Raw genomic sequence first — 18,093 nt, forward strand, 5'->3', positions numbered from 1 at the left:
GCCAATAATGCATCTCGAACACGATCCGGCAGCCCCTGCGGCAGACACCATCGGCTTTGAGGATTTCCTCAAGGTCGATATCCGCGTGGGCACGATCGTGAGCGCGGAACCCTATCCCGAAGCACGCAAGCCCAGTCTGAAGCTGGCGATCGACTTCGGGGAGGGGATCGGCGTCAAGCGTTCGAGCGCCCAGATCGCCGCGCTCTACACGGCGGAGGAACTGGTCGGCCGTCAGGTCGCGGCGGTGGTGAACTTCCCACCGCGCCAGATCGGCAAGTTCATGTCCGAAGTGCTGACAGTGGGCTTTCCGGACGAGGAAGGCCGCGTCGTCCTCTTCGCGCCGGACGGCAAAGTGCCCAACGGCGCGCGGTTGTTTTAGGCGCGCGCCAGTTCGCCATCGAGAAACGCGGCGACGTCGGCGAGATCGACGTCCTTGGCCAGAAACGTCTGCCCGATCCCGCGCATCAGCAGGAAGGGCAGGGTGCCTGCATCCATCTTCTTGTCGTGCAGCATGTGCGCCGTGAGCTTCGCTCCGTCTGCCTTCATGCCCAGCGCAGAAATCGACTCGGGCAGGCCCGCCGCCGCGATGTGCGCCGCAACGCGCTCCGCATCCTGACCGTTCATCAGCCCGCGCCGCACCGAATAGCGCGCTGCCAGCACCATGCCGAGCGCGACGCCCTCGCCGTGCAGCAGGCGGTCCGAGAAACCCGTCTCGGCCTCCAGCGCATGGCCGAAGGTGTGGCCCAGATTGAGCAGCGCGCGCAGGCCCAGCGTTTCCTTTTCGTCAGCCGCGACGATCCGCGCCTTGGCCGCGACGCTGGTTGCAATGGCGTGTTCACGCGCGGCGGCATCGCCTGCCAGCAGCGCCGGGCCATGCGCCTCGCACCACGCGAAAAATTCCGCATCGTCGATCAGGCCGTACTTCACCACTTCGGCATAGCCCGCACGCATTTCGCGCGGGGGGAGCGTATCGAGCGCGAGCGGATCCGCGAGCACCAGCACCGGCTGATGGAACGCGCCGACGAGGTTCTTGCCGGCCGCCGTGTTGATCGCCGTCTTGCCGCCAACGCTCGAATCGACCTGGGCCAGCAGCGTCGTCGGCATCTGGATGAAGCCGCAGCCGCGCTTGACCATCGAGGCGGCAAAGCCGGTCAGGTCGCCGATCACCCCGCCGCCCAACGCGATCACGCTGTCCTTGCGCTCAACGCCCTGTTCGAGCAGCCACTCGGTCGTTCGGGCAAGGTGTTCCCAGCCCTTCGTCGCTTCGCCTGCCGGGAGCACAAGCCATTCGCTGGCAATCCCTACAGCCGCCAGCGAAGCCGAAACCGGCGCGCGCCATGCCGCTGCAACGCGCTCGTCCGTCACCACCGCCACTTTGCCGCCGCGGATGAACGGCCGGCAATGCTGGCCCGCATTGGCCAGAAGGCCAGCCTCGATCCGCACGTCGTACGGCGCGCCGGCGATATTCACGGGGATCACAGCCATGCGTCGATTGCCTTCAGAATGGCGATGGCGGTCGCCTGATGCGGCTGATTGCCGCTGGTGATGTGGATCGGTGCTTCGGCATAAGCCGGGCCGCGCTCAGCCTTGAGCCGCGTGAGGATCTCGCGCGGGTTGCCGGTTTTGAGCAGCGGGCGATTGCTCTTGCGCCCGACGCGCGCCAGCAGCGTATCGACATCGCTGTCGAGCCACACCGCAATGGCGCGCTTCAGGATCAGCGCGCGTGTTTCGGGATCGGCGAAAGCCCCGCCGCCGGTCGCCAGCACGCGCCGTTCGGGCGCGCCGTCTTCGCCCACCAGCCTGGCGATCACGCGCCGCTCACCGCTGCGGAAGTAAGCCTCGCCAAACTGCGCGAAAATCTCCGGGATCGACATCTGCGCCGCCTTTTCGATTTCCTCGTCGGCATCGCAGAACGGCAGGCCGAGCATCAATGCAAGCTTGCGCCCGACGGTCGTCTTGCCCACGCCCATCATGCCGACGAGCACGATCGGCCGATCGATCCGCGCGGCAAGGCGCTGGATATCGGCGGTCGAGAAGGCGGTTTCGTCGTGCTCCATTGCCGCGCGGCCTATAGTTGCGCTAGGGCCAATGCAAGAGCCGTGGCCCAGCCCGCAGCGTTGCCTGCTGCAAGGCGGGGATCGCGGCCACGGGAGCGTTTTAGGTGAAAGCTCGAATTCTGGTTGGTTGCGGCCTCTTGGTGGTGATGGCGATAGTGGCATTAGCATGGATCATGGGTGATACGCAGCCGACGCGCTGGATCGAGACGCCGGTTTCCGCGCCTTCGCCGGGGGCCGCCTCGTGAAGGCGCGCCGTATGCGCCTTGCCTTGCTAGGCTGCGCCGCGATTGCCGCGCTTTCTGGCATTGCCGTCACCGCGCAGGAATCGCTGCTGCCGCCGGGGTTCGACGACAAGCCCGCCGCCCCTGCGCGCAAGCCCCAGACCCCGCCGCGCCCCGCCACATCGAGCGCCCCGGCACCTGCGCGCACGGCAGCCCCTGCAACAGTGACCGTGCAGCGCCCCGCCTCTTCGGCCGCACCGCAAGTCGTCGCGCTGCCCCAGTCAGCCGAGCCTGCGCCCGGCGCGGCGGCTCCGGCCACGCCTGCCGCAAGCGGCCTTGGCGGCAGCGATCTTGCCGGGATCGATCCGGCCTTGATCGATCAGCTGGTCGCCAGCGCCAAGCCAAAGGCCGATATTCCGCCGCAGGCCCAGCGCAGCCTTGCCCGCGTCGGCTTCTATGATCAGGCGGATGGCGGCTTCCCGGCGGTTTCCAGCCACTATCTCAATGGGCCTTATGTCGCGGGCCTGCTCACGAAGATGCGCGGCGAGTTCGTCTCGCGCTGGGGCCACATCCTGCTGCGCCGCGCGCTGGCGAGCCGGCTCGATACGCCGGTGGGCATGAACGGTGCCGATTGGGCCGCCTTGCGCGCCGGGGTGCTGCTGCGGATGGGCGAGGCCGACGCTGCCCGCGCGATGGTGCAGGAAGTCGACAACGGGTTCTACACCCCCGCGCTTGAAGATGCAGCGATGGGCAGCTTCCTCGCCGCCGCCGATCCGGTCGGCCTGTGCCCCGTGACCGCGCTGACCGCCGCTGGTCGGCCGGGCTGGGACTGGAGCCTGACCCGCGCGATCTGCACCGCCTTCACCGGCGGGGAGGGCGCGCCTGCACTCGCCGTGCTCGATCAGGCGATGCGCAAGGGCACCGCCGCCAAGATCGACATCCTGCTGGCGCAGAAATTCGCCGGGTCCGCATCGCAAGGGCGGCGCGCGGTCAAGATCGAATGGGGCGGGGTGGACAGCCTGACCCCGTGGCGCACCGGCCTTGCGCTCGCCACCGGCCTCGAACCGCCAGAGGAACTGCGCAAGCAGGCCGGTGCGGCTTATGCGGTGCTGGCGGTGCGCGCGCCAATGCTCCCGCTCACCGCGCGCGCCGAAGCGGCCGACATTGCCGCTGAACGCGGCATTATGTCTGCCGCCGCAATGGTCGATCTCTACAGCGAGATCCATGCGATGGACGAAGCGGACCGCACCTGGGGGCCGCTCGCCGATAGCCTGCGCAGCGCCTATCTCGCCGCCGCCGCCGCAGACCGCCTCGCCGCGATCCGCAGCCTGTGGGGCGATGCCAGCGATCCGGACCGCGCCTATTCGCGCCTCGTCCTTACCGCCTATGCTGCCGCGCGCATCGCGCCGAATGCCGAGTTTGCGGGCGATGCCAAGGCGCTCATCGCCTCGATGCTCACTGCCGGGCTTGATCGCAATGCGCTGCGCTGGGCCAGCGTCGTGCCGATGGGAAGCGAGGCCTGGGGCCTGATCGCCTTGTCCGCCCCTGCCAAACCTGCGCCGATCAGCGCCGATGCGCTGGGCAGTTTCCAGTCCGGCGATAGCAGCACGGGCAGCTTGCGCTCGCGCTTCCTGCTGGCCGGGCTGATGGGCCTTGGCCGCGTCGATCCGGCCACGGCGCGCCGGATTGCCGAAGATCTGAAGCTCGACCTGAACCGCGAGACGCGCTGGACCCGCGCGATCGACGCCGCAGCCGCGTCTGAAAACCCGGTCCTTGTCGCGCTGCTGGCCGGGTTCGGGATGCAGGGCAGCGGATGGGACAAGATGACCCCGCTGCACCTCTATCACATCGTCGCCGCGCTGCGCCGCGCCGGGCTGGAGGGTGAGGCGCGGATGATCGCGGCGGAGGCCGTGGCGCGGGTCTGAACGGCGTGAGCGATGCTGGCGCGCCCGATCCCGTCGCAGCCTTCCTTGCCATGCTGGCCGCCGAGCGCGGGGCCGCTGCCAACACCATTGCCGCCTATGGCCGGGACCTCAGGTCCGCGCGCGAAGAAATCGGCGACCTGCTGACGGCGGACAGTGCCGCGCTAGCCAATCTTGCCGAAGCCTGGCGCGATCTGGCCCCGTCCAGCATTGCGCGCAAGTCCTCTGCACTGCGCCAATTCTATGGCTTCCTTGCCGATGAAGGGCTGCGCACCGACGATCCCTCTGCCGCGCTACCGCGCCCGCGCACGCGCCGCCCGCTGCCGCGCCTGCTGGGCCATGCGGAAATCGCCGCGCTGTTTGCCTGCGCGGAGGACGCCGCTGGCTCGGCCGAAGGCGCGCGCATGCTGGCGCTGCTCGAACTGCTCTATGGCTCGGGCCTGCGGGCGAGCGAACTCGTGTCGCTGCCGCTGGCCGCCGTGCCGCGCGATGCGCCGTTCCTGATGATCACCGGCAAGGGCGGGCAGCAGCGCATGGTGCCGGTCAGCGCGCGGGCAGGGGCGGCGCTCACGCGCTGGCTTGCGCTGCGCCCCCAAGGCGGGCGATGGATATTCCCCAGCCCGCGCGGCGGTCACCTCACGCGCGTGCGCTTGTTCCAGCTTTTGCGCGATCTGGCGCTGCGGGCCGGGCTCGATCCCGAAAAGGTCAGCCCGCACGTCCTGCGCCATGCCTTTGCCACGCACTTGCTGGAGGGCGGAGCAGACCTGCGCGTGCTGCAGACCCTGCTCGGCCATGCCGATATCGCGACGACGCAGATCTACACCCATGTCGACGCCGCCCGGCTCGTTGCGCTGGTCAATTCGCGCCATCCGCTGGGGCAGACTCGGCACAATTCCCCGCCGGAGAACGCCCCGGCGGTTGACCTTGGCCCCGGCCAGCCTTAGCGCGGCGCGCATGATCTCCTATCTCGAATTCGAAAAGCCGGTCGCCGCGCTCGAAGCGCGCATCGCCGAACTGCGTGAGACGGCCCAATCAGGTGCAGTGGATATCACGAGCGAGATCAGGCGGCTTGAGGCCAAGTCGGCCGAACTGCTCGCCAGCACCTATCGCTCGCTCACGCCCTGGCAGAAGACGCAAGTCGCCCGGCACCCCTCGCGGCCCCATTTCCGCGATTACGTCGGCCATGCGTTCAGCGATTTCATGCCGCTGGGCGGCGACCGCAAGTTTGGCGAGGACAACGCCATCGTCGGCGGCTTCGCCACGCTGGAAGGCCGCGCCGTAATGCTGATCGGCCACGAAAAGGGCCACGACACGCAAAGCCGCATCCGCCACAACTTCGGCATGGGCAAACCTGAAGGCTATCGCAAGGCGATCCGCCTGATGGAGCTGGCGAGCCGCTATGGCCTGCCGGTCGTCACGCTGGTCGATACCTCGGGTGCGTTTCCGGGGGTCGAGGCCGAGGAACGCGGGCAGGCCGAAGCCATCGCCCGCAGCACCGAGGCCTGCCTTGCGCTGGGCGTCCCGATGGTCGCGGCGATCGTGGGTGAGGGCGGCTCAGGCGGCGCGGTGGCACTCGCCAGCGCCGAACGCGTGCTGATGTTCGAACACGCGGTCTATTCGGTCATTTCGCCCGAAGGCTGCGCATCGATCCTGTGGCGTACCGCCGAAAAGGCCCCCGAAGCGGCCGAAGCGATGAAGATGACCGCGCAGGATCTGCTCGGCCTCGGCGTGATCGACAAGATCGTCACCGAACCCGTCGGCGGCGCACACCGCGATCCGGCAGGCGCTGCAGCGGCGCTGGGCAAAGCCATTGCCACCGAACTTTCGGCGCTGGCCGGAAAGCCCGCCGAGACCCTGCGCAGCCTGCGCGCCGAACGGTTCCTGCGCATTGGCGGCTGATCAGCCAGCCTGACAGGGGCACCTGATTGGAGGCACTCCACTTTCGGACCAAATGGCGCTGGCATTGCTGCGAAGCGCAAGGCAAGATCGGCGTGACGTTACCGCCGGAGCCGCGCTTCGCTGCGCGGATGCCGCTGGCCCAGGGGAGAGACCATGAACAACCGCCCGTTCCGCGCTGTCCTGCTTGCTGCAGCGGCCTGCGGCCTTGTGGTCGCCGGGCCGGCCGTGCCCACCTCGCAAGCTGAGGCGCAAGGCACCGTCGCCACGATCAGCGCGGCTGACAAGGCACAGGGCGCGAAGGCCCATCCGCAGCTCCTCTCCGAATTCGGCGGTGCGGTCAGCGGATCGCAGGCGACCTATGTCGAAGGCATCGGCAAGACGATCGCGATGCAATCGGGCCTTGGCAATGCGCGCAGCGATTTCACCGTCACGCTGCTCAATTCCCCGGTCAACAACGCCTTCGCCATCCCCGGTGGCTATGTCTACGTCACCCGCCAGCTCGTCGCGCTGATGAACAACGAGGCGGAACTCGCGGGCGTTCTCGGCCATGAAGTCGGCCACGTGGCCGCGCGCCATTCCCAGAAGCGGGAAAGCGCCGCCACCCGCAATTCGATCCTCGGCGTGCTTGGTTCGGTGCTCGCGGGCGCAGTGCTGGGCAATTCCGCGCTCGGCCAATTGGGCCAGAAGATCTTTTCCACCGGCAGCCAGCTGCTCACGCTCAAGTATTCCCGCGGGCAGGAAACCGAGGCCGATTCGCTCGGCGTGACCTATCTGCGCCGCGCCGGGTATGATCCCCATGCGATGGGCACGGTGCTGCGCAGCCTTGCCCAGCAGACCGCGCTCGATGCCCGCCTCACCGGCAGTGCCGACAAAGTGCCGGAATGGGCGAGCACCCACCCCGATCCGGCCTCGCGCGTCACCGCTGCGCTGGCGCTCGCCGGGCCCAGCACGCGCGGGATGGCCAATCGCGAAACTTTCCTTACGCGGGTCGACGGCCTGACCTATGGCGATGATCCCAAGCAGGGCGTGGTCGATGGGCGCAAGTTCATCCACCCCGCGTTCCGCATGTCGTTCCAGGCGCCGCAGGGCTTCTATCTCGTCAACGGCACGCGTTCGGTTTCGATCAGCGGCCAATCGGGCAAAGGCGAACTCGCCACGGCCGCCTATTCCGGCAATCTCGATGCCTATGTCCGCACGGTTTTCGCCGGCCTTTCCGAACAGCAGCGCCTCGCCCCCGATGCAGTGCGCACCACCACGGTCAACGGTATTCCGGCGGCCTACGGCGTGGCGCGGGCCAACACCGGTGACGGCGCGCGCGATATCGTGGTGTTCGCTTATGCGTGGAGCCCGTCACAGGCGTTCCATTTCACCACGATCAGCGCAGCCGGGCAGGCTGGTGCGTTCGATCCGATGTTTTCCTCGATGCGCCGCATCACCATTGGCGAGGCCGGGGCAGTGCGCGCGCGGCGGCTGATGGTCGTTACGGTGAAGAAAGGCGATTCGCTGCAATCGCTGGCAGGAAAGATGGCCTACGAGGACAGCCCGCTTGACCGGTTCCTTGTCCTCAACGGGCTTGATACGACAAGCAAGCTGGTGCCGGGCACGCGGGTGAAGCTGATCGTCTACTGATTGCGGTGCAGCTGTGCCGGGTGCGTCACCTGTAAGCTGCTCCGACACAAGCCTGATCCGCGTTTCAACTTCACGGCATCCACATCAGGTTCGATCGCACGAAAAAGGGGGCGCGGAATACCGCGCCCCCTTTCCGATAAGCTGACTTGGATGGCTTGCCGTCAGAACGGACCCTTGCCGTCCTGCGCGTTGCTCATTTTGGTCGAAACCTGCGTAAAGGTGTTCGAGAGCGAGTTGCCCAGCGCGCCCATGGCGGTGATCGCGGCAACCGCAATCAGGGCGGCAATCAAGCCATATTCAATGGCTGTGGCGCCATCTTCGTCTTTGAGAAGCGTCTTCAAGAAAGTCATGCGAATGGTCCTCCACCTGGCAGCTAGCGCTACCGTCGTGCTCTTTCGCGGTTCACGACCCCCCGGCCGTCCGAAATTGCGAGTGTCAAATTATCCGGCATTTCCTGATAAATGGTAAAGCGGGGTTTTTCCTTGCTTGTCCGGGTCATCCAGCAAGATGTTACTGGTGCTTGGCGTTCTTCACGTTGACGTCGATGGTCTCGTAAAGAAGGAACAGCGAGTTCACGAACGCGTTCATGCCGAAGAACATGGTCATTGCGAGCACGCCCGCAAGCAGGCCATACTCGATCGCGGTGGCCCCGGTCTGGTCTGCCAGCGGTTTGCGGACATAGTCCCACATCAATTGGAAATCCCCTGTCCACATGTAGGTCTATTCTAGTAGGTGTAGGGCTAAAAAGACCTTAACGGAGCGAAGTCCGATGGAAGCTGGCCCGACATTGCTTGCTGTTGCCGCAATGGCGCTGATCGATCCGGCAGGGCGCGTTCTCATGCAGCGCCGCCCGGAAAACCGGGCTCATGGCGGTCTGTGGGAATTTCCGGGCGGCAAGCTCGAAGCGGATGAGGGGCCTGCCGAGGCGCTTGTACGTGAAATTGCGGAAGAACTCGGCATTGCCATACACGCGGCCGATCTCACGCCCGTTTCCTTCGCCGCCAGCGAGGGAGCAGGGCAGCGGCCGCTCGTGCTCCTGCTCTATGCCTGCCGCCGCTGGGAGGGCGATCCGGTTGCGGAACCCGGAGCCGCGCTTCAATGGACATCGATCGACCAGCTTTCCGCCTTGGCGATGCCCCCGCTCGATATCCCGCTGGCCGCAGCTTTGGCCACTTTTCTAAAAAAGCTGCAATTGGATCAGCAAAGGGGTTGCCATGCCTGAAACGCGCTTCTAAAGGCGCGTCTCCAATGCACCCGTAGCTCAGCTGGATAGAGCATCAGACTACGAATCTGAGGGTCGGGCGTTCGAATCGCTCCGGGTGCACCACTTCCCCACATCGTTGGAAAACCCCTCAGGGCCACAGGCCCGGGGTGTGTTTTTGTGCCGCCTTGCATAGCTATCCAAGCAGCGTTGGGCGTTGCGGATTTCCGGCACTTGGGCCTATAGCACTGGGCGTGGCACTCGTGCCGCCAAGAACCGTGCCCTCCCCAGGCTGCCAGACAAGGAACACCGCATTGGCCCAACCTGCCAGGCCTTCCGCCAAGCCGCGCGCATCCAAGGCATCATTGCCTAAGGCCGCATCCAAAGCCGCTCCTGCTGCCACCGCAGCCGCTCCGGCCATCGCTCCCGAAGACGAAGCCACGTTCGCGCTGCGCAGCCTTCAGCAGGCCCACGCCAACAACAAGCGCTATGACGCGAGCGATGAGGAACTGCTCCACTTCTACGAGCAGATGGTGCTGATCAGGCGATTCGAGGAAAAGGCTGGCCAGCTCTATGGCCTCGGCCTCATCGGCGGCTTCTGCCACCTCTATATCGGGCAGGAAGCAGTGGCGGTCGGCTTGCAGTCCGCGCTCAAGGAAGGCCACGACAGCGTGATCACCGGCTACCGGGATCACGGGCACATGCTGGCCTATGGCATCAATCCCAACGTGATCATGGCCGAACTCACCGGACGCGGCGCTGGCATCAGCCGGGGCAAGGGCGGCTCGATGCACATGTTCTCGACCGAGCACAAATTCTTCGGTGGGCACGGCATCGTCGGCGCCCAAGTCTCGCTCGGCGCAGGGCTTGCTTTCGCGCACAAGTATCAGAACGATGGCGGCGTCTGCATGGCCTATTTCGGCGATGGCGCGGCCAACCAGGGCCAGGTCTACGAAACCTTCAACATGGCCGCCCTGTGGAAGCTCCCCATCGTGTTCGTGGTGGAAAACAACGGCTACGCCATGGGCACGGCGGTCAAGCGCGGCTCGGCCGAAACGCAGTTTCACCGGCGCGGTACGGGCTTCCGCATCCCCGGCATGGACGTCAACGGCATGGACGTGCTCGAAGTGCGCGCAGCGGCCGAAGTCGCGCTCGAATATGTCCGCGCCGGCAATGGCCCGGTGCTGATGGAGCTCAACACCTATCGCTACCGCGGCCACTCGATGTCGGACCCGGCCAAGTACCGCAGCCGCGAGGAAGTGCAGGAAATGCGCGATCATCACGATCCCATCGAAGGCGCCAAGCAGGATCTGCTGCGCCGGGGCGTGAGCGAGGAGGCGATCAAGGCCATCGACAAGAAGATCCGCCAGATCGTCGCCGTTGCCGCAGATTTCGCCGAAAGCTCGCCGGAACCCGCGCCTGCCGAACTTTATACCGACGTGCTGGTGGGGACCTACTGACATGGCGATTGACCTCAAGATGCCCGCGCTTTCCCCGACGATGGAGGAAGGCACGCTCGCCAAGTGGCTGGTCAAGCCCGGCGACACCGTGAAATCCGGCGACATCATCGCCGAGATCGAGACCGACAAGGCAACGATGGAATTCGAAGCCATCGACGAGGGCGTGATCGGCGCGCTGATGGTGGCTGAAGGCACCGAAGGCGTGAAAGTCGGCACGGTGATCGCCACGATCACCGGCGATGACGAATCCGCTGCGCCTGCTCCTGCTCCGGTTGCAGCACCTGCTCCGGTTGCCATTGTCGCGCCCGTTGCGGCTCCCGCTCCGGCACCGGTTGCCGCCGTTCCCGCTGGTACGGCCATGGTCGCCACCACGGTGCGCGAAGCCCTACGCGATGCGATGGCCGAGGAAATGCGCGCCGACGACCGCGTCTTCGTGATGGGTGAGGAAGTCGCCGAATACCAGGGCGCCTACAAAGTCACGCAGGGCCTGCTCGAGGAATTCGGCCCGCGCCGCGTGATTGACACGCCGATCACCGAATATGGCTTTGCCGGCATCGGCACGGGCGCGGCGATGGGCGGCCTGCGTCCGATCATCGAGTTCATGACGTTCAACTTCGCCATGCAGGCAATTGATCACATCATCAACTCGGCAGCCAAGACCAACTACATGTCCGGCGGCCAGATGCGCTGCCCCATCGTGTTCCGCGGCCCCAATGGCGCGGCCTCGCGCGTCGGCGCGCAGCACAGCCACAACTATGCGGGCTGGTACGCCTCGGTCCCCGGCCTCGTTGTCATCGCGCCGTATGATGCCGCCGATGCCAAGGGTCTGCTGAAGTCTGCCATCCGCAGCCCGGATCCGGTCGTGTTCCTTGAAAACGAGCTGGTCTATGGCCGCGCGTTCGATGTGCCGCAGCTGGATGATTACACCGTGCCCATTGGCAAGGCCCGCACCATGCGCGCCGGGCGCGATGTCACCATCGTCAGCTACTCCATCGGCGTCGCCCTCGCGCTCGAAGCCGCCGAGGCACTGGCGGCAGAGGGCATCGAGGCCGAAGTGATCGACTTGCGCACCTTGCGCCCGCTCGACAAGGACGCAGTGCTCGAAAGCCTTGCGCGCACCAACCGCATGGTGGTGGTCGAGGAAGGCTTCCCGGTCTGCTCGATTGCATCTGAAATCATCAGCATCGCGATGGAAGAAGGCTTCGACCACCTCGACGCCCCGGTCCTGCGCGTCTGCAACGAAGACGTGCCGCTGCCTTATGCCGCCAATCTCGAAAAGCTCGCGCTGGTCGATACCGCGCGGGTGATCGCGGCGGTCAAGAAGGTCTGTTACCGTTGACCTTCTGGCGCTGATTTTTTGGCGCTGAGGTGATGGAGCCTTCTCCGGCTGATCTTGAACTGAGCCCACCCGAACGGCTCGCGGTGCTCTATGCGCCGCGAGCCGTTCAGCCGCTGTGGGAGGGCTTCCTGCTGCTTGATCGCCGGCTGGCCGATGCCGCGCGGGCAGGGCGTGATCCCTTGATGATTCAGCTGCGGCTTGCCTGGTGGCGTGATCGGTTCGCGCAGCCTTGCGCCGATTGGCCGCAAGGCGAACCGCTGCTGGCCAAGCTGCACGGCTGGGAGCCGGAACGCGCCGCCCTGTCAGGCCTTGTCGATGGCTGGGAAGCTCGGATCGTGGGCGAAGATGGCGGCTCGGAGCTCGGCAAGGCGCGGATCGCGGCAGTCTGCGCGCTGGCGCGGATGAGCACCGCACGCCCCGATGATGCCGCCGTGCGCCGCGCCGCCGCCGAATGGCTCGGGCTCGAACCGCCAGCACCGCGCGCGCCCATCCTGCCTGGTGCGCTGCGACCGCTGGTGATCCTGCGCGGCATGGCGCTGCGCGAAGCGGCGGGACGGCCCGGCGGTCCTTTGCGCGATTTCCTGGCGATCCTTCGCCTCGGCCTGATGGGCCGCTGAAACTTCCGCCATAATGGCCGGACTTACCCCTGCCGCCCGCGCCCTTCGCGGCCTAAGCTAGGTATTATCCCTATGGGAGGCGAGGCATGAACCGAATGCTCGTGGGCGCGCTCGGCGCGCTGCTGATGGTGGCCTCGGGCCTGTTCTGGTGGCAGGGCCGCGCCGCTGTCACGCCGCCCGCTGCACCCAGCCACCTCGCGCTCGCTTCCGCGCCCGCCGCTGACGAGGAACTGCCTGATTCCGAAGCCGGCGATGCGGTCGGCCCGGGCCTGCCCGAAGCCAGCGAACAAAGCCGCGAGGCCAAGCGCTTCGACCGGGTGGACAAGAACCGCGATGGCAAGATCACCCGCACCGAAATGCTCAGCCCCCGGGTGAAGGACTTCCGCAAGCTCGATGTTGACGGCAACAACCTGCTGACTTTCGACGAATGGTCCGTCGCCACCGACAACCGCTTCAAGGGGGCCGACAAGAACGGCGATGGCGGGCTTAGCCGCGAGGAATTTGCCACCACCAAGCAGAAGAAGGCGAAGAAACCCGCCTGCAAATGCTAGCCGATCAGGCCAGCGAAGGCAGCCACTGCGCCAGATCGGCCTTGGCGCGCGCGGTGTAGGCTTCCTTGCGCTGCTTCTTCTTCGTGGAAGGATCGGGCGGCGGAAACAGCCCGAAGTTGACGTTCATCGGCTGATAGGTCTCGGCCTCGGCATCACCGGTGATATGCGAAAGCAGCGCGCCAAGTGCAGACGTGCGCGGCGGCGCGGACCAGTCACGTCCGGCAATTTGGGCCGCCGTCATCAGCCCCGCCAGCAGCCCGACCGCGCCGCTTTCGACATAGCCTTCGCACCCGGTGATCTGCCCGGCAAAGCGGATATGCGGCGCTGATTTCAGGCGGAGCTGTCGGTCCAGCAGGGTCGGCGAATTGAGGAAGGTGTTGCGGTGCAGGCCGCCAAGCCGCGCAAATTCGGCCTGTTCGAGGCCAGGAATCGTGCGGAACACGCGGACCTGTTCGGCATGTTTCAGCTTGGTCTGGAAACCGACCATGTTCCACAGCGTGCCGAGCTTGTTGTCCTGCCGCAGCTGCACCACGGCATAGGGCCAACGCCCGCTGGGATGCTCTGGCGTGGCCCAGTGCGGATTATCCAGCCCCACCGGCTTCATTGGGCCGAAGCGCAGCGTCTCCACCCCGCGCGAGGCCATGACCTCGATTGGCATGCAGCCATCGAAATACGGGGTATTGGCTTCCCATTCCTTGAACTCGGTCTTGTCGCCCGCCAGCAGCTCCTCGCGGAACGCTTCGTATTGCGGGCGCGTCATCGGGCAGTTGATATAGTCGCGCCCGTCGCCGCCCATCGCGAGGCTGGCTTCCGCGCCCTTGTCCCAGCGCGAGGCCATCCACGCCACGTCCATATTGATCGAATCGCGATAGACGATGGGGGCGATGGCATCGAAGAAAGCGAGGCTTTCGGCCCCCGTCGCCGCGCCGATGCTGGAGGCGAGGGCAGGGGCCGTCAGCGGGCCGGTGGCGACGATGGTGAGGCCGTCTGAAGGCAGCACATCGACCCGCTCGCGCACGATTTCGAGCGTGGGCTGGGCCGCGAGCATGGCTTCGACTTCGGCCGAAAACACATCCCGGTCCACCGCCAGCGCTGAGCCTGCGGGCACGCGCGCCTTGGCGGCGGCGGTCATCAGCAAGCTGTCGCACTGGCGCATTTCGTGGTGCAGCAGGCCGACCGCGTTCTTCTCGTCATCATCAGAGCGGAACGAATTGGAGCAGACCAGTTCCGCGAGGCCATCACTGTTGTGCGCTGCCGTCGTATCGCCGCCGCCCCGCATTTCCGAAAGGCGCACGCGAATGCCCCGGCGCGCGAGCTGCCACGCCGCTTCGCTTCCGGCCATGCCGCCGCCGATGATGTGAACCTGATGCGTCATGCCATTCGCATTGGCATTGCGTCTGCCGCGCGGCAAGCCCTAGGAAAGAGCCCGGAAGGGAAGGGGATACAATGCCGCAACGCGCCTTGATCGAACAGCGACCGTGGTTGCTGGCCAGCCTGATCGCGGGGATCAGCTACTGGTTCGTGGCGGAAAGCTGGATTCCCGGCCTCTACCTGATCCTCTGGAAGGGTGCGGGCGTGGGCCTGCTGGCGGTTTATGCTTGGCGGCACCATCCAGTCGCCGATGCACACCGCATCGCGCTCGTCATGGCGCTGGGGGCGCTGGGCGACATGGTGCTGGTGGTGAACTTCACCGGCGGCGCGCTGGCGTTTCTGCTGGGGCACTTGGCCGCCATCGCGCTCTATCTGCGCCATCGCCGCGCGGCCATGGCGGCAGGCGAGCGGATCGCCACGGCGGTCTTGCTGCTCGCTGTGCCCGCAGCCAGCCTTGCCCTCACTGGGCGGCCCGAAGTTGGGCTCTATGCGCTTGGTCTTGGGGGCATGACTGCCGCAGCCTTCGCCAGCAATTTTCCCCGCAGCCAGGTCGCGCTGGGCGCGGTGATGTTCGCGGTGTCTGATCTGCTGATCTTTGCGCAGATGGGGCTGCTGGCGGATAGTGCGCTTCCGCGCCTGCTGATCTGGCCGCTCTACTATTTCGGCCAGTTCCTCATCGCCGTCGGCGTGATTGGCGCGCTGCGGCGCAAGGGGGCGTTCACGGCACCCTGAACGATCAGGGTAGCACCACCGCCCCGTTTGCATCGCGCGTCAGCGGACCATGCGCGGTAATCACGCTCAGGGGCAGCGGCGCGTAGATATGCGGAAACAGCTGCCCGCCGCGCGACGGTTCCCACTTCACCGCATCGCCGAGCGCGGTGAGGTCCACCGCTGCAACGAAGAGGCCGCTCTGCCCGGCAAAGTGCTTGTCCACCGTCTCGGTCACCTGATCGGCGGTGGAGAGGTGGATATAGCCGTCCGCCAGATCGATGGGCGCGCCGGGGAACACGCCGTCGCGCAGCAGCACCGCCATCTGCTCACCGGTCAGCACCTTGTAGGCGGTGGTCATGCCTCCGCAGTACCTTCGGCTTCAACTTCGCCCTCAGCCTCGCCCTCTTCCTCGGCCAGACGGACCGCGCTCACCACGTGCTCGTCGCCCGAAACGTTGAACAGGCGCACACCGGCAGAGCCGCGCCCGATCACGCGCAGTGATTCCAGCGGCAGGCGGATCAGCTTGGCCTGATCGGTGACGAGCATGAGCTGGTCAGCCTGCACCGCCGGGAAGCTCGCCACCACCGGGCCGTTGCGCGCGATGTTGTCGATATTGGTGATGCCTTGGCCGCCGCGGCCCGTGCGGCGATATTCGTAAGCCGAGGACAGCTTGCCATAGCCATTGGCGCAGACGGTGAGGATGAACTGCTCGCGTGCTTGCAGTTCGGCCATGCGCTCTGCGGTCATCGCAGGCTCGCCGTCCTTTTCACCCTTCCACGGAGCGAAGCGGACATATTCCTCACGCTCTTCGGCGCTGGTGCCGACGCGGTGGAGGATCGACAGCGAGATGACCTCGTCGTCGCCCTTCAGCGTCATGCCGCGCACGCCGGTGGAGGTGCGGCTGGTGAACTCGCGCACTTCATCGCCGGCGAAGCGGATGGCCTTGCCCGCGCGGGTGGCGAGGAGCACGTCGTCCGAAGCTTCAAGCAACGCGACGCCGATCAGCCGGTCCGCGTCGCCTTCCTCGAAGCGCATCGCGAACTTGCCGTTGGTGGGAATGTTGGCGAAGGCATCCATCGCATTGCGGCGCACGTTGCCCTTGGCCGTGGCGAAAACCACCGAAAGCTTGCCCCATTCTGCCTCGTCCTCCGGCAGGGGGAGCACGGTCGCGATCGTCTCTCCGGCATCAAGCGCAGGAAGCAGGTTGACCATCGGCCGTCCGCGGGTGGTCGGCCCGCCTTCGGGCAGGCGCCAGACCTTGAGGCGATAGACCTTACCCGCAGTCGAGAAGAACAGCACCGGGGTGTGGGTCGAGGTGACGAACATCGTCGCCACGGCATCCTCTTCCTTGGTCGCCATGCCGCTGCGGCCCTTGCCGCCCCGGTTCTGCGCGCGGAAGGTGGAGAGCGGGGTGCGCTTGATATAGCCATCGAGGGTGATCGTGACGACCATGTCCTCGCGCTCGATCAGATCCTCGTCCTCGATCCCGTCGGCCGGGGCGGTGATCTCGCAGCGGCGCGGCGTGGCGAAGGCATCGCGCACGGCGACGAGTTCCTCGCGCATCACCGCGAAGAGCTTTTCGCGGTCGGCAAGGATGGCGAGGTATTCGGCAATCGCCTTGGCGAGGATTTCGAGCTCGCCGCCGATCTCGTCGCGGCCCAGCGCGGTGAGGCGGTGGAGGCGCAGGTCGAGGATAGCGCGAACTTGCGTTTCGCTCAGCCGGTAGACGCCGCCCGAACCTTCGAGCGCCTCGTCCTCGATGGCTTCGACGAGGCGGATATACTGCGCAATATCGCCAATCGGCCATTCGCGCGCGAGCAGGGTTTCGCGCGCCAGCGCCGGATTGGCCGAAGCGCGGATGATCCGCACGACTTCATCGAGGTTCGAGACCGCAACGACAAGGCCAAGCAGGATATGCGCCCGGTCGCGCGCCTTGTTCAGCTCGAACTTGGTGCGGCGCTGGATCACTTCCTCGCGGAACTGGACGAACGCCTCGATGATGTCGCGCAAGGACAGGATTTCAGGCCGTCCGCCGCGAATCGCCAGCATGTTGGCCGGGAAGTTCGATTGCGCGGGCGTGTTGCGCCACAGCTGGTTGAGCACGACTTCGGGGGTGGCATCGCGCTTGAGATCGATGACGACGCGCACGCCTTCGCGGTTCGATTCGTCGCGGATATCGGAGATGCCTTCGATCCGCTTGTCCTTAGCGGCTTCGGCGATCTTCTCGACCAGGCTGTTCTTGCCCACCTGATAGGGGATCGAGGTGAGCACGATGGACTTGCGCCCTTCACCGCGCCCGCCCTTGGTATCCTCGATCTCGTGGCGCGCACGCATCACGATCGAGCCGCGGCCTTCGGAATAGGCCTTGCGCGCGCCGCTCGTGCCCAGGATCAGCGGGGCGGTCGGGAAATCGGGTGCGGGGATGATCTGGATCAGGTCTTCGTTCGTGATTCCCGGGTTCGCCATATAGGCAAGGCAGCCGTCGATCACTTCGCCGAGGTTGTGCGGCGGAATGTTGGTCGCCATGCCGACCGCAATGCCGCCTGCGCCATTGACGAGGAGATTGGGAAAGCGCGCCGGGAGGACCATCGGCTCGTGTTCCGAGCCATCGTAGTTGGGCTGGAAATCGACCGTGTCCTTGTCGATATCCGCCAGCAGCGAATCCGCCACTTTGGCAAGCCGCGCCTCGGTATAGCGCATCGAGGCTGGCGGATCGGGGTCCATCGAGCCGAAGTTGCCCTGGCCGTCGATCAGCGGCAGGCGCATCGACCAGTCCTGCGTCATGCGCGCCAGTGCGTCGTAGATCGCGCTGTCGCCATGCGGGTGGTACTTGCCCATGCAATCGCCGACGATACGCGCGGACTTGCGATAGGCCTTGGTCGAGGTGAAACCGTTCTCGTGGCTGGTCCACAGGATGCGGCGGTGGACGGGCTTCAGGCCATCGCGCACATCGGGCAGCGCGCGGCTCACGATCACGCTCATCGCGTAATCGAGGTAGCTCGTCTTCATCTCGTCGACGATGTCAATCCGCTGGAACTCGTGGTCCGGCAGCGGAGCAGGCGGGTCGATCAGGCCAGTATCATCGCTCACGTCGGTGGCTTTTCGTTTTGTTATG

Annotated in this window: 18 protein-coding genes and 1 tRNA gene; 12 read left to right on the forward strand and 7 right to left on the reverse strand. The window is 66.0% G+C overall.

Annotated elements, in window-relative coordinates; genetic code table 11:
* Nucleotides 1-7: 7 nt before the first annotated feature.
* The gene (locus tag CFE35_RS02450; RefSeq protein ID WP_292927569.1) at nucleotides 8-379 is read left to right on the forward strand and encodes a tRNA-binding protein; all 372 of its coding nucleotides are present in this window, start codon (nucleotides 8-10) and stop codon (nucleotides 377-379) included.
* Here CFE35_RS02450 and aroB read toward each other — a convergent pair.
* A complete protein-coding gene (gene aroB, locus CFE35_RS02455) occupies nucleotides 376-1,485 on the reverse strand; it encodes a 3-dehydroquinate synthase (protein WP_292927571.1) in 1,110 nt (369 codons plus the stop codon). The genes CFE35_RS02450 and aroB overlap by 4 nt on opposite strands.
* Nucleotides 1,476-2,057, reverse strand: a complete 582-nt coding sequence (locus CFE35_RS02460; protein WP_292927573.1) for a shikimate kinase — start codon at nucleotides 2,055-2,057, stop codon at nucleotides 1,476-1,478. Before CFE35_RS02460 ends, aroB begins: the two co-directional genes overlap by 10 nt.
* Before the next feature lie 241 nt (nucleotides 2,058-2,298).
* Here CFE35_RS02460 and CFE35_RS02465 point away from each other — a divergent pair, with 241 nt between their 5' ends.
* The 4 genes from CFE35_RS02465 (at nucleotide 2,299) to CFE35_RS02480 (ending at nucleotide 7,728) form a co-directional block, all read left to right on the forward strand.
* Nucleotides 2,299-4,203: a hypothetical protein gene (locus CFE35_RS02465; RefSeq protein ID WP_292927575.1), complete on the forward strand. Its 1,905-nt coding sequence runs from the start codon at nucleotides 2,299-2,301 to the stop codon at nucleotides 4,201-4,203.
* Nucleotides 4,204-4,208: 5 nt separating this feature from the next.
* Entirely contained in the window at nucleotides 4,209-5,144 is a 936-nt protein-coding gene (locus CFE35_RS02470; RefSeq protein WP_292927577.1) for a tyrosine recombinase, read from the forward strand.
* A gap of 10 nt (nucleotides 5,145-5,154) precedes the next feature.
* Nucleotides 5,155-6,099, forward strand: a complete 945-nt coding sequence (locus tag CFE35_RS02475) for an acetyl-CoA carboxylase carboxyltransferase subunit alpha (protein WP_292927579.1) — start codon at nucleotides 5,155-5,157, stop codon at nucleotides 6,097-6,099.
* A 153-nt stretch (nucleotides 6,100-6,252) separates the two neighbouring features.
* The gene (locus CFE35_RS02480; RefSeq protein ID WP_292927581.1) at nucleotides 6,253-7,728 is read left to right on the forward strand and encodes a M48 family metalloprotease; all 1,476 of its coding nucleotides are present in this window, start codon (nucleotides 6,253-6,255) and stop codon (nucleotides 7,726-7,728) included.
* Between the two features lie 161 nt (nucleotides 7,729-7,889).
* On the opposite strand, the gene CFE35_RS02485 is transcribed toward CFE35_RS02480, so the two are convergent.
* Nucleotides 7,890-8,078, reverse strand: coding sequence for a Flp family type IVb pilin (locus tag CFE35_RS02485; protein ID WP_292927583.1), 189 nt, complete (start codon nucleotides 8,076-8,078; stop codon nucleotides 7,890-7,892).
* A gap of 160 nt (nucleotides 8,079-8,238) precedes the next feature.
* Nucleotides 8,239-8,418 carry a Flp family type IVb pilin gene (locus CFE35_RS02490; RefSeq protein ID WP_292927585.1) on the reverse strand — a complete coding sequence of 60 codons (180 nt, stop codon included), beginning with the start codon at nucleotides 8,416-8,418 and terminating at the stop codon, nucleotides 8,239-8,241.
* A 79-nt stretch (nucleotides 8,419-8,497) separates the two neighbouring features.
* Here CFE35_RS02490 and CFE35_RS02495 point away from each other — a divergent pair, with 79 nt between their 5' ends.
* The 6 genes from CFE35_RS02495 (at nucleotide 8,498) to CFE35_RS02520 (ending at nucleotide 12,896) form a co-directional block, all read left to right on the forward strand.
* Nucleotides 8,498-8,950: a (deoxy)nucleoside triphosphate pyrophosphohydrolase gene (locus CFE35_RS02495; protein WP_366557096.1), complete on the forward strand. Its 453-nt coding sequence runs from the start codon at nucleotides 8,498-8,500 to the stop codon at nucleotides 8,948-8,950.
* A 28-nt stretch (nucleotides 8,951-8,978) separates the two neighbouring features.
* Nucleotides 8,979-9,055 (forward strand) — tRNA-Arg (locus CFE35_RS02500).
* Between the two features lie 323 nt (nucleotides 9,056-9,378).
* Complete coding sequence (pdhA, locus tag CFE35_RS02505) at nucleotides 9,379-10,389, forward strand: pyruvate dehydrogenase (acetyl-transferring) E1 component subunit alpha (RefSeq protein WP_292927769.1); 1,011 nt, start codon at nucleotides 9,379-9,381, stop codon at nucleotides 10,387-10,389.
* Between the two features lies 1 nt (nucleotide 10,390).
* Complete coding sequence (locus CFE35_RS02510; protein ID WP_292927589.1) at nucleotides 10,391-11,728, forward strand: pyruvate dehydrogenase complex E1 component subunit beta; 1,338 nt, start codon at nucleotides 10,391-10,393, stop codon at nucleotides 11,726-11,728.
* 32 nt (nucleotides 11,729-11,760) lie between these two features.
* Nucleotides 11,761-12,345 (forward strand): hypothetical protein, encoded by a 585-nt coding sequence (locus tag CFE35_RS02515; protein ID WP_292927591.1) that lies wholly within the window; start codon nucleotides 11,761-11,763, stop codon nucleotides 12,343-12,345.
* 86 nt (nucleotides 12,346-12,431) lie between these two features.
* The gene (locus CFE35_RS02520; RefSeq protein ID WP_292927593.1) at nucleotides 12,432-12,896 is read left to right on the forward strand and encodes a hypothetical protein; all 465 of its coding nucleotides are present in this window, start codon (nucleotides 12,432-12,434) and stop codon (nucleotides 12,894-12,896) included.
* 4 nt (nucleotides 12,897-12,900) lie between these two features.
* Here CFE35_RS02520 and trmFO read toward each other — a convergent pair whose 3' ends face one another.
* Nucleotides 12,901-14,271, reverse strand: coding sequence for a methylenetetrahydrofolate--tRNA-(uracil(54)-C(5))-methyltransferase (FADH(2)-oxidizing) TrmFO (gene trmFO / locus CFE35_RS02525; protein WP_292927595.1), 1,371 nt, complete (start codon nucleotides 14,269-14,271; stop codon nucleotides 12,901-12,903).
* Nucleotides 14,272-14,342: 71 nt separating this feature from the next.
* Here trmFO and CFE35_RS02530 point away from each other — a divergent pair, with 71 nt between their 5' ends.
* Entirely contained in the window at nucleotides 14,343-14,999 is a 657-nt protein-coding gene (locus CFE35_RS02530) for a lysoplasmalogenase (RefSeq protein ID WP_292927597.1), read from the forward strand.
* A gap of 4 nt (nucleotides 15,000-15,003) precedes the next feature.
* Here the strand turns inward: CFE35_RS02530 and CFE35_RS02535 are convergent, their stop codons facing one another.
* Both CFE35_RS02535 and gyrA read right to left on the reverse strand, forming a co-directional pair.
* A complete protein-coding gene (locus tag CFE35_RS02535; RefSeq protein ID WP_292927599.1) occupies nucleotides 15,004-15,336 on the reverse strand; it encodes a DUF952 domain-containing protein in 333 nt (110 codons plus the stop codon).
* Entirely contained in the window at nucleotides 15,333-18,068 is a 2,736-nt protein-coding gene (gene gyrA / locus CFE35_RS02540) for a DNA gyrase subunit A (RefSeq protein WP_292927601.1), read from the reverse strand. The genes CFE35_RS02535 and gyrA overlap by 4 nt, the downstream gene beginning before the upstream one ends.
* Nucleotides 18,069-18,093 lie beyond the last annotated feature (25 nt).

Source organism: Novosphingobium sp. PASSN1 (genome assembly GCF_002278815.1).

Coding starts and splice junctions, on each gene's coding strand:
- CFE35_RS02450 (WP_292927569.1), top strand. CDS start 8: ATGCATCTCGAACACGATCCGGCAGCCCCTGCGGCAGACACCATCGGC.
- aroB (WP_292927571.1), bottom strand. CDS start 1,485: ATGGCTGTGATCCCCGTGAATATCGCCGGCGCGCCGTACGACGTGCGG.
- CFE35_RS02460 (WP_292927573.1), bottom strand. CDS start 2,057: ATGGAGCACGACGAAACCGCCTTCTCGACCGCCGATATCCAGCGCCTT.
- CFE35_RS02475 (WP_292927579.1), top strand. CDS start 5,155: ATGATCTCCTATCTCGAATTCGAAAAGCCGGTCGCCGCGCTCGAAGCG.
- CFE35_RS02480 (WP_292927581.1), top strand. CDS start 6,253: ATGAACAACCGCCCGTTCCGCGCTGTCCTGCTTGCTGCAGCGGCCTGC.
- CFE35_RS02485 (WP_292927583.1), bottom strand. CDS start 8,078: ATGACTTTCTTGAAGACGCTTCTCAAAGACGAAGATGGCGCCACAGCC.
- CFE35_RS02490 (WP_292927585.1), bottom strand. CDS start 8,418: ATGTGGGACTATGTCCGCAAACCGCTGGCAGACCAGACCGGGGCCACC.
- CFE35_RS02495 (WP_366557096.1), top strand. CDS start 8,498: ATGGAAGCTGGCCCGACATTGCTTGCTGTTGCCGCAATGGCGCTGATC.
- CFE35_RS02510 (WP_292927589.1), top strand. CDS start 10,391: ATGGCGATTGACCTCAAGATGCCCGCGCTTTCCCCGACGATGGAGGAA.
- CFE35_RS02515 (WP_292927591.1), top strand. CDS start 11,761: ATGGAGCCTTCTCCGGCTGATCTTGAACTGAGCCCACCCGAACGGCTC.
- CFE35_RS02520 (WP_292927593.1), top strand. CDS start 12,432: ATGAACCGAATGCTCGTGGGCGCGCTCGGCGCGCTGCTGATGGTGGCC.
- trmFO (WP_292927595.1), bottom strand. CDS start 14,271: ATGACGCATCAGGTTCACATCATCGGCGGCGGCATGGCCGGAAGCGAA.
- CFE35_RS02530 (WP_292927597.1), top strand. CDS start 14,343: ATGCCGCAACGCGCCTTGATCGAACAGCGACCGTGGTTGCTGGCCAGC.
- CFE35_RS02535 (WP_292927599.1), bottom strand. CDS start 15,336: ATGACCACCGCCTACAAGGTGCTGACCGGTGAGCAGATGGCGGTGCTG.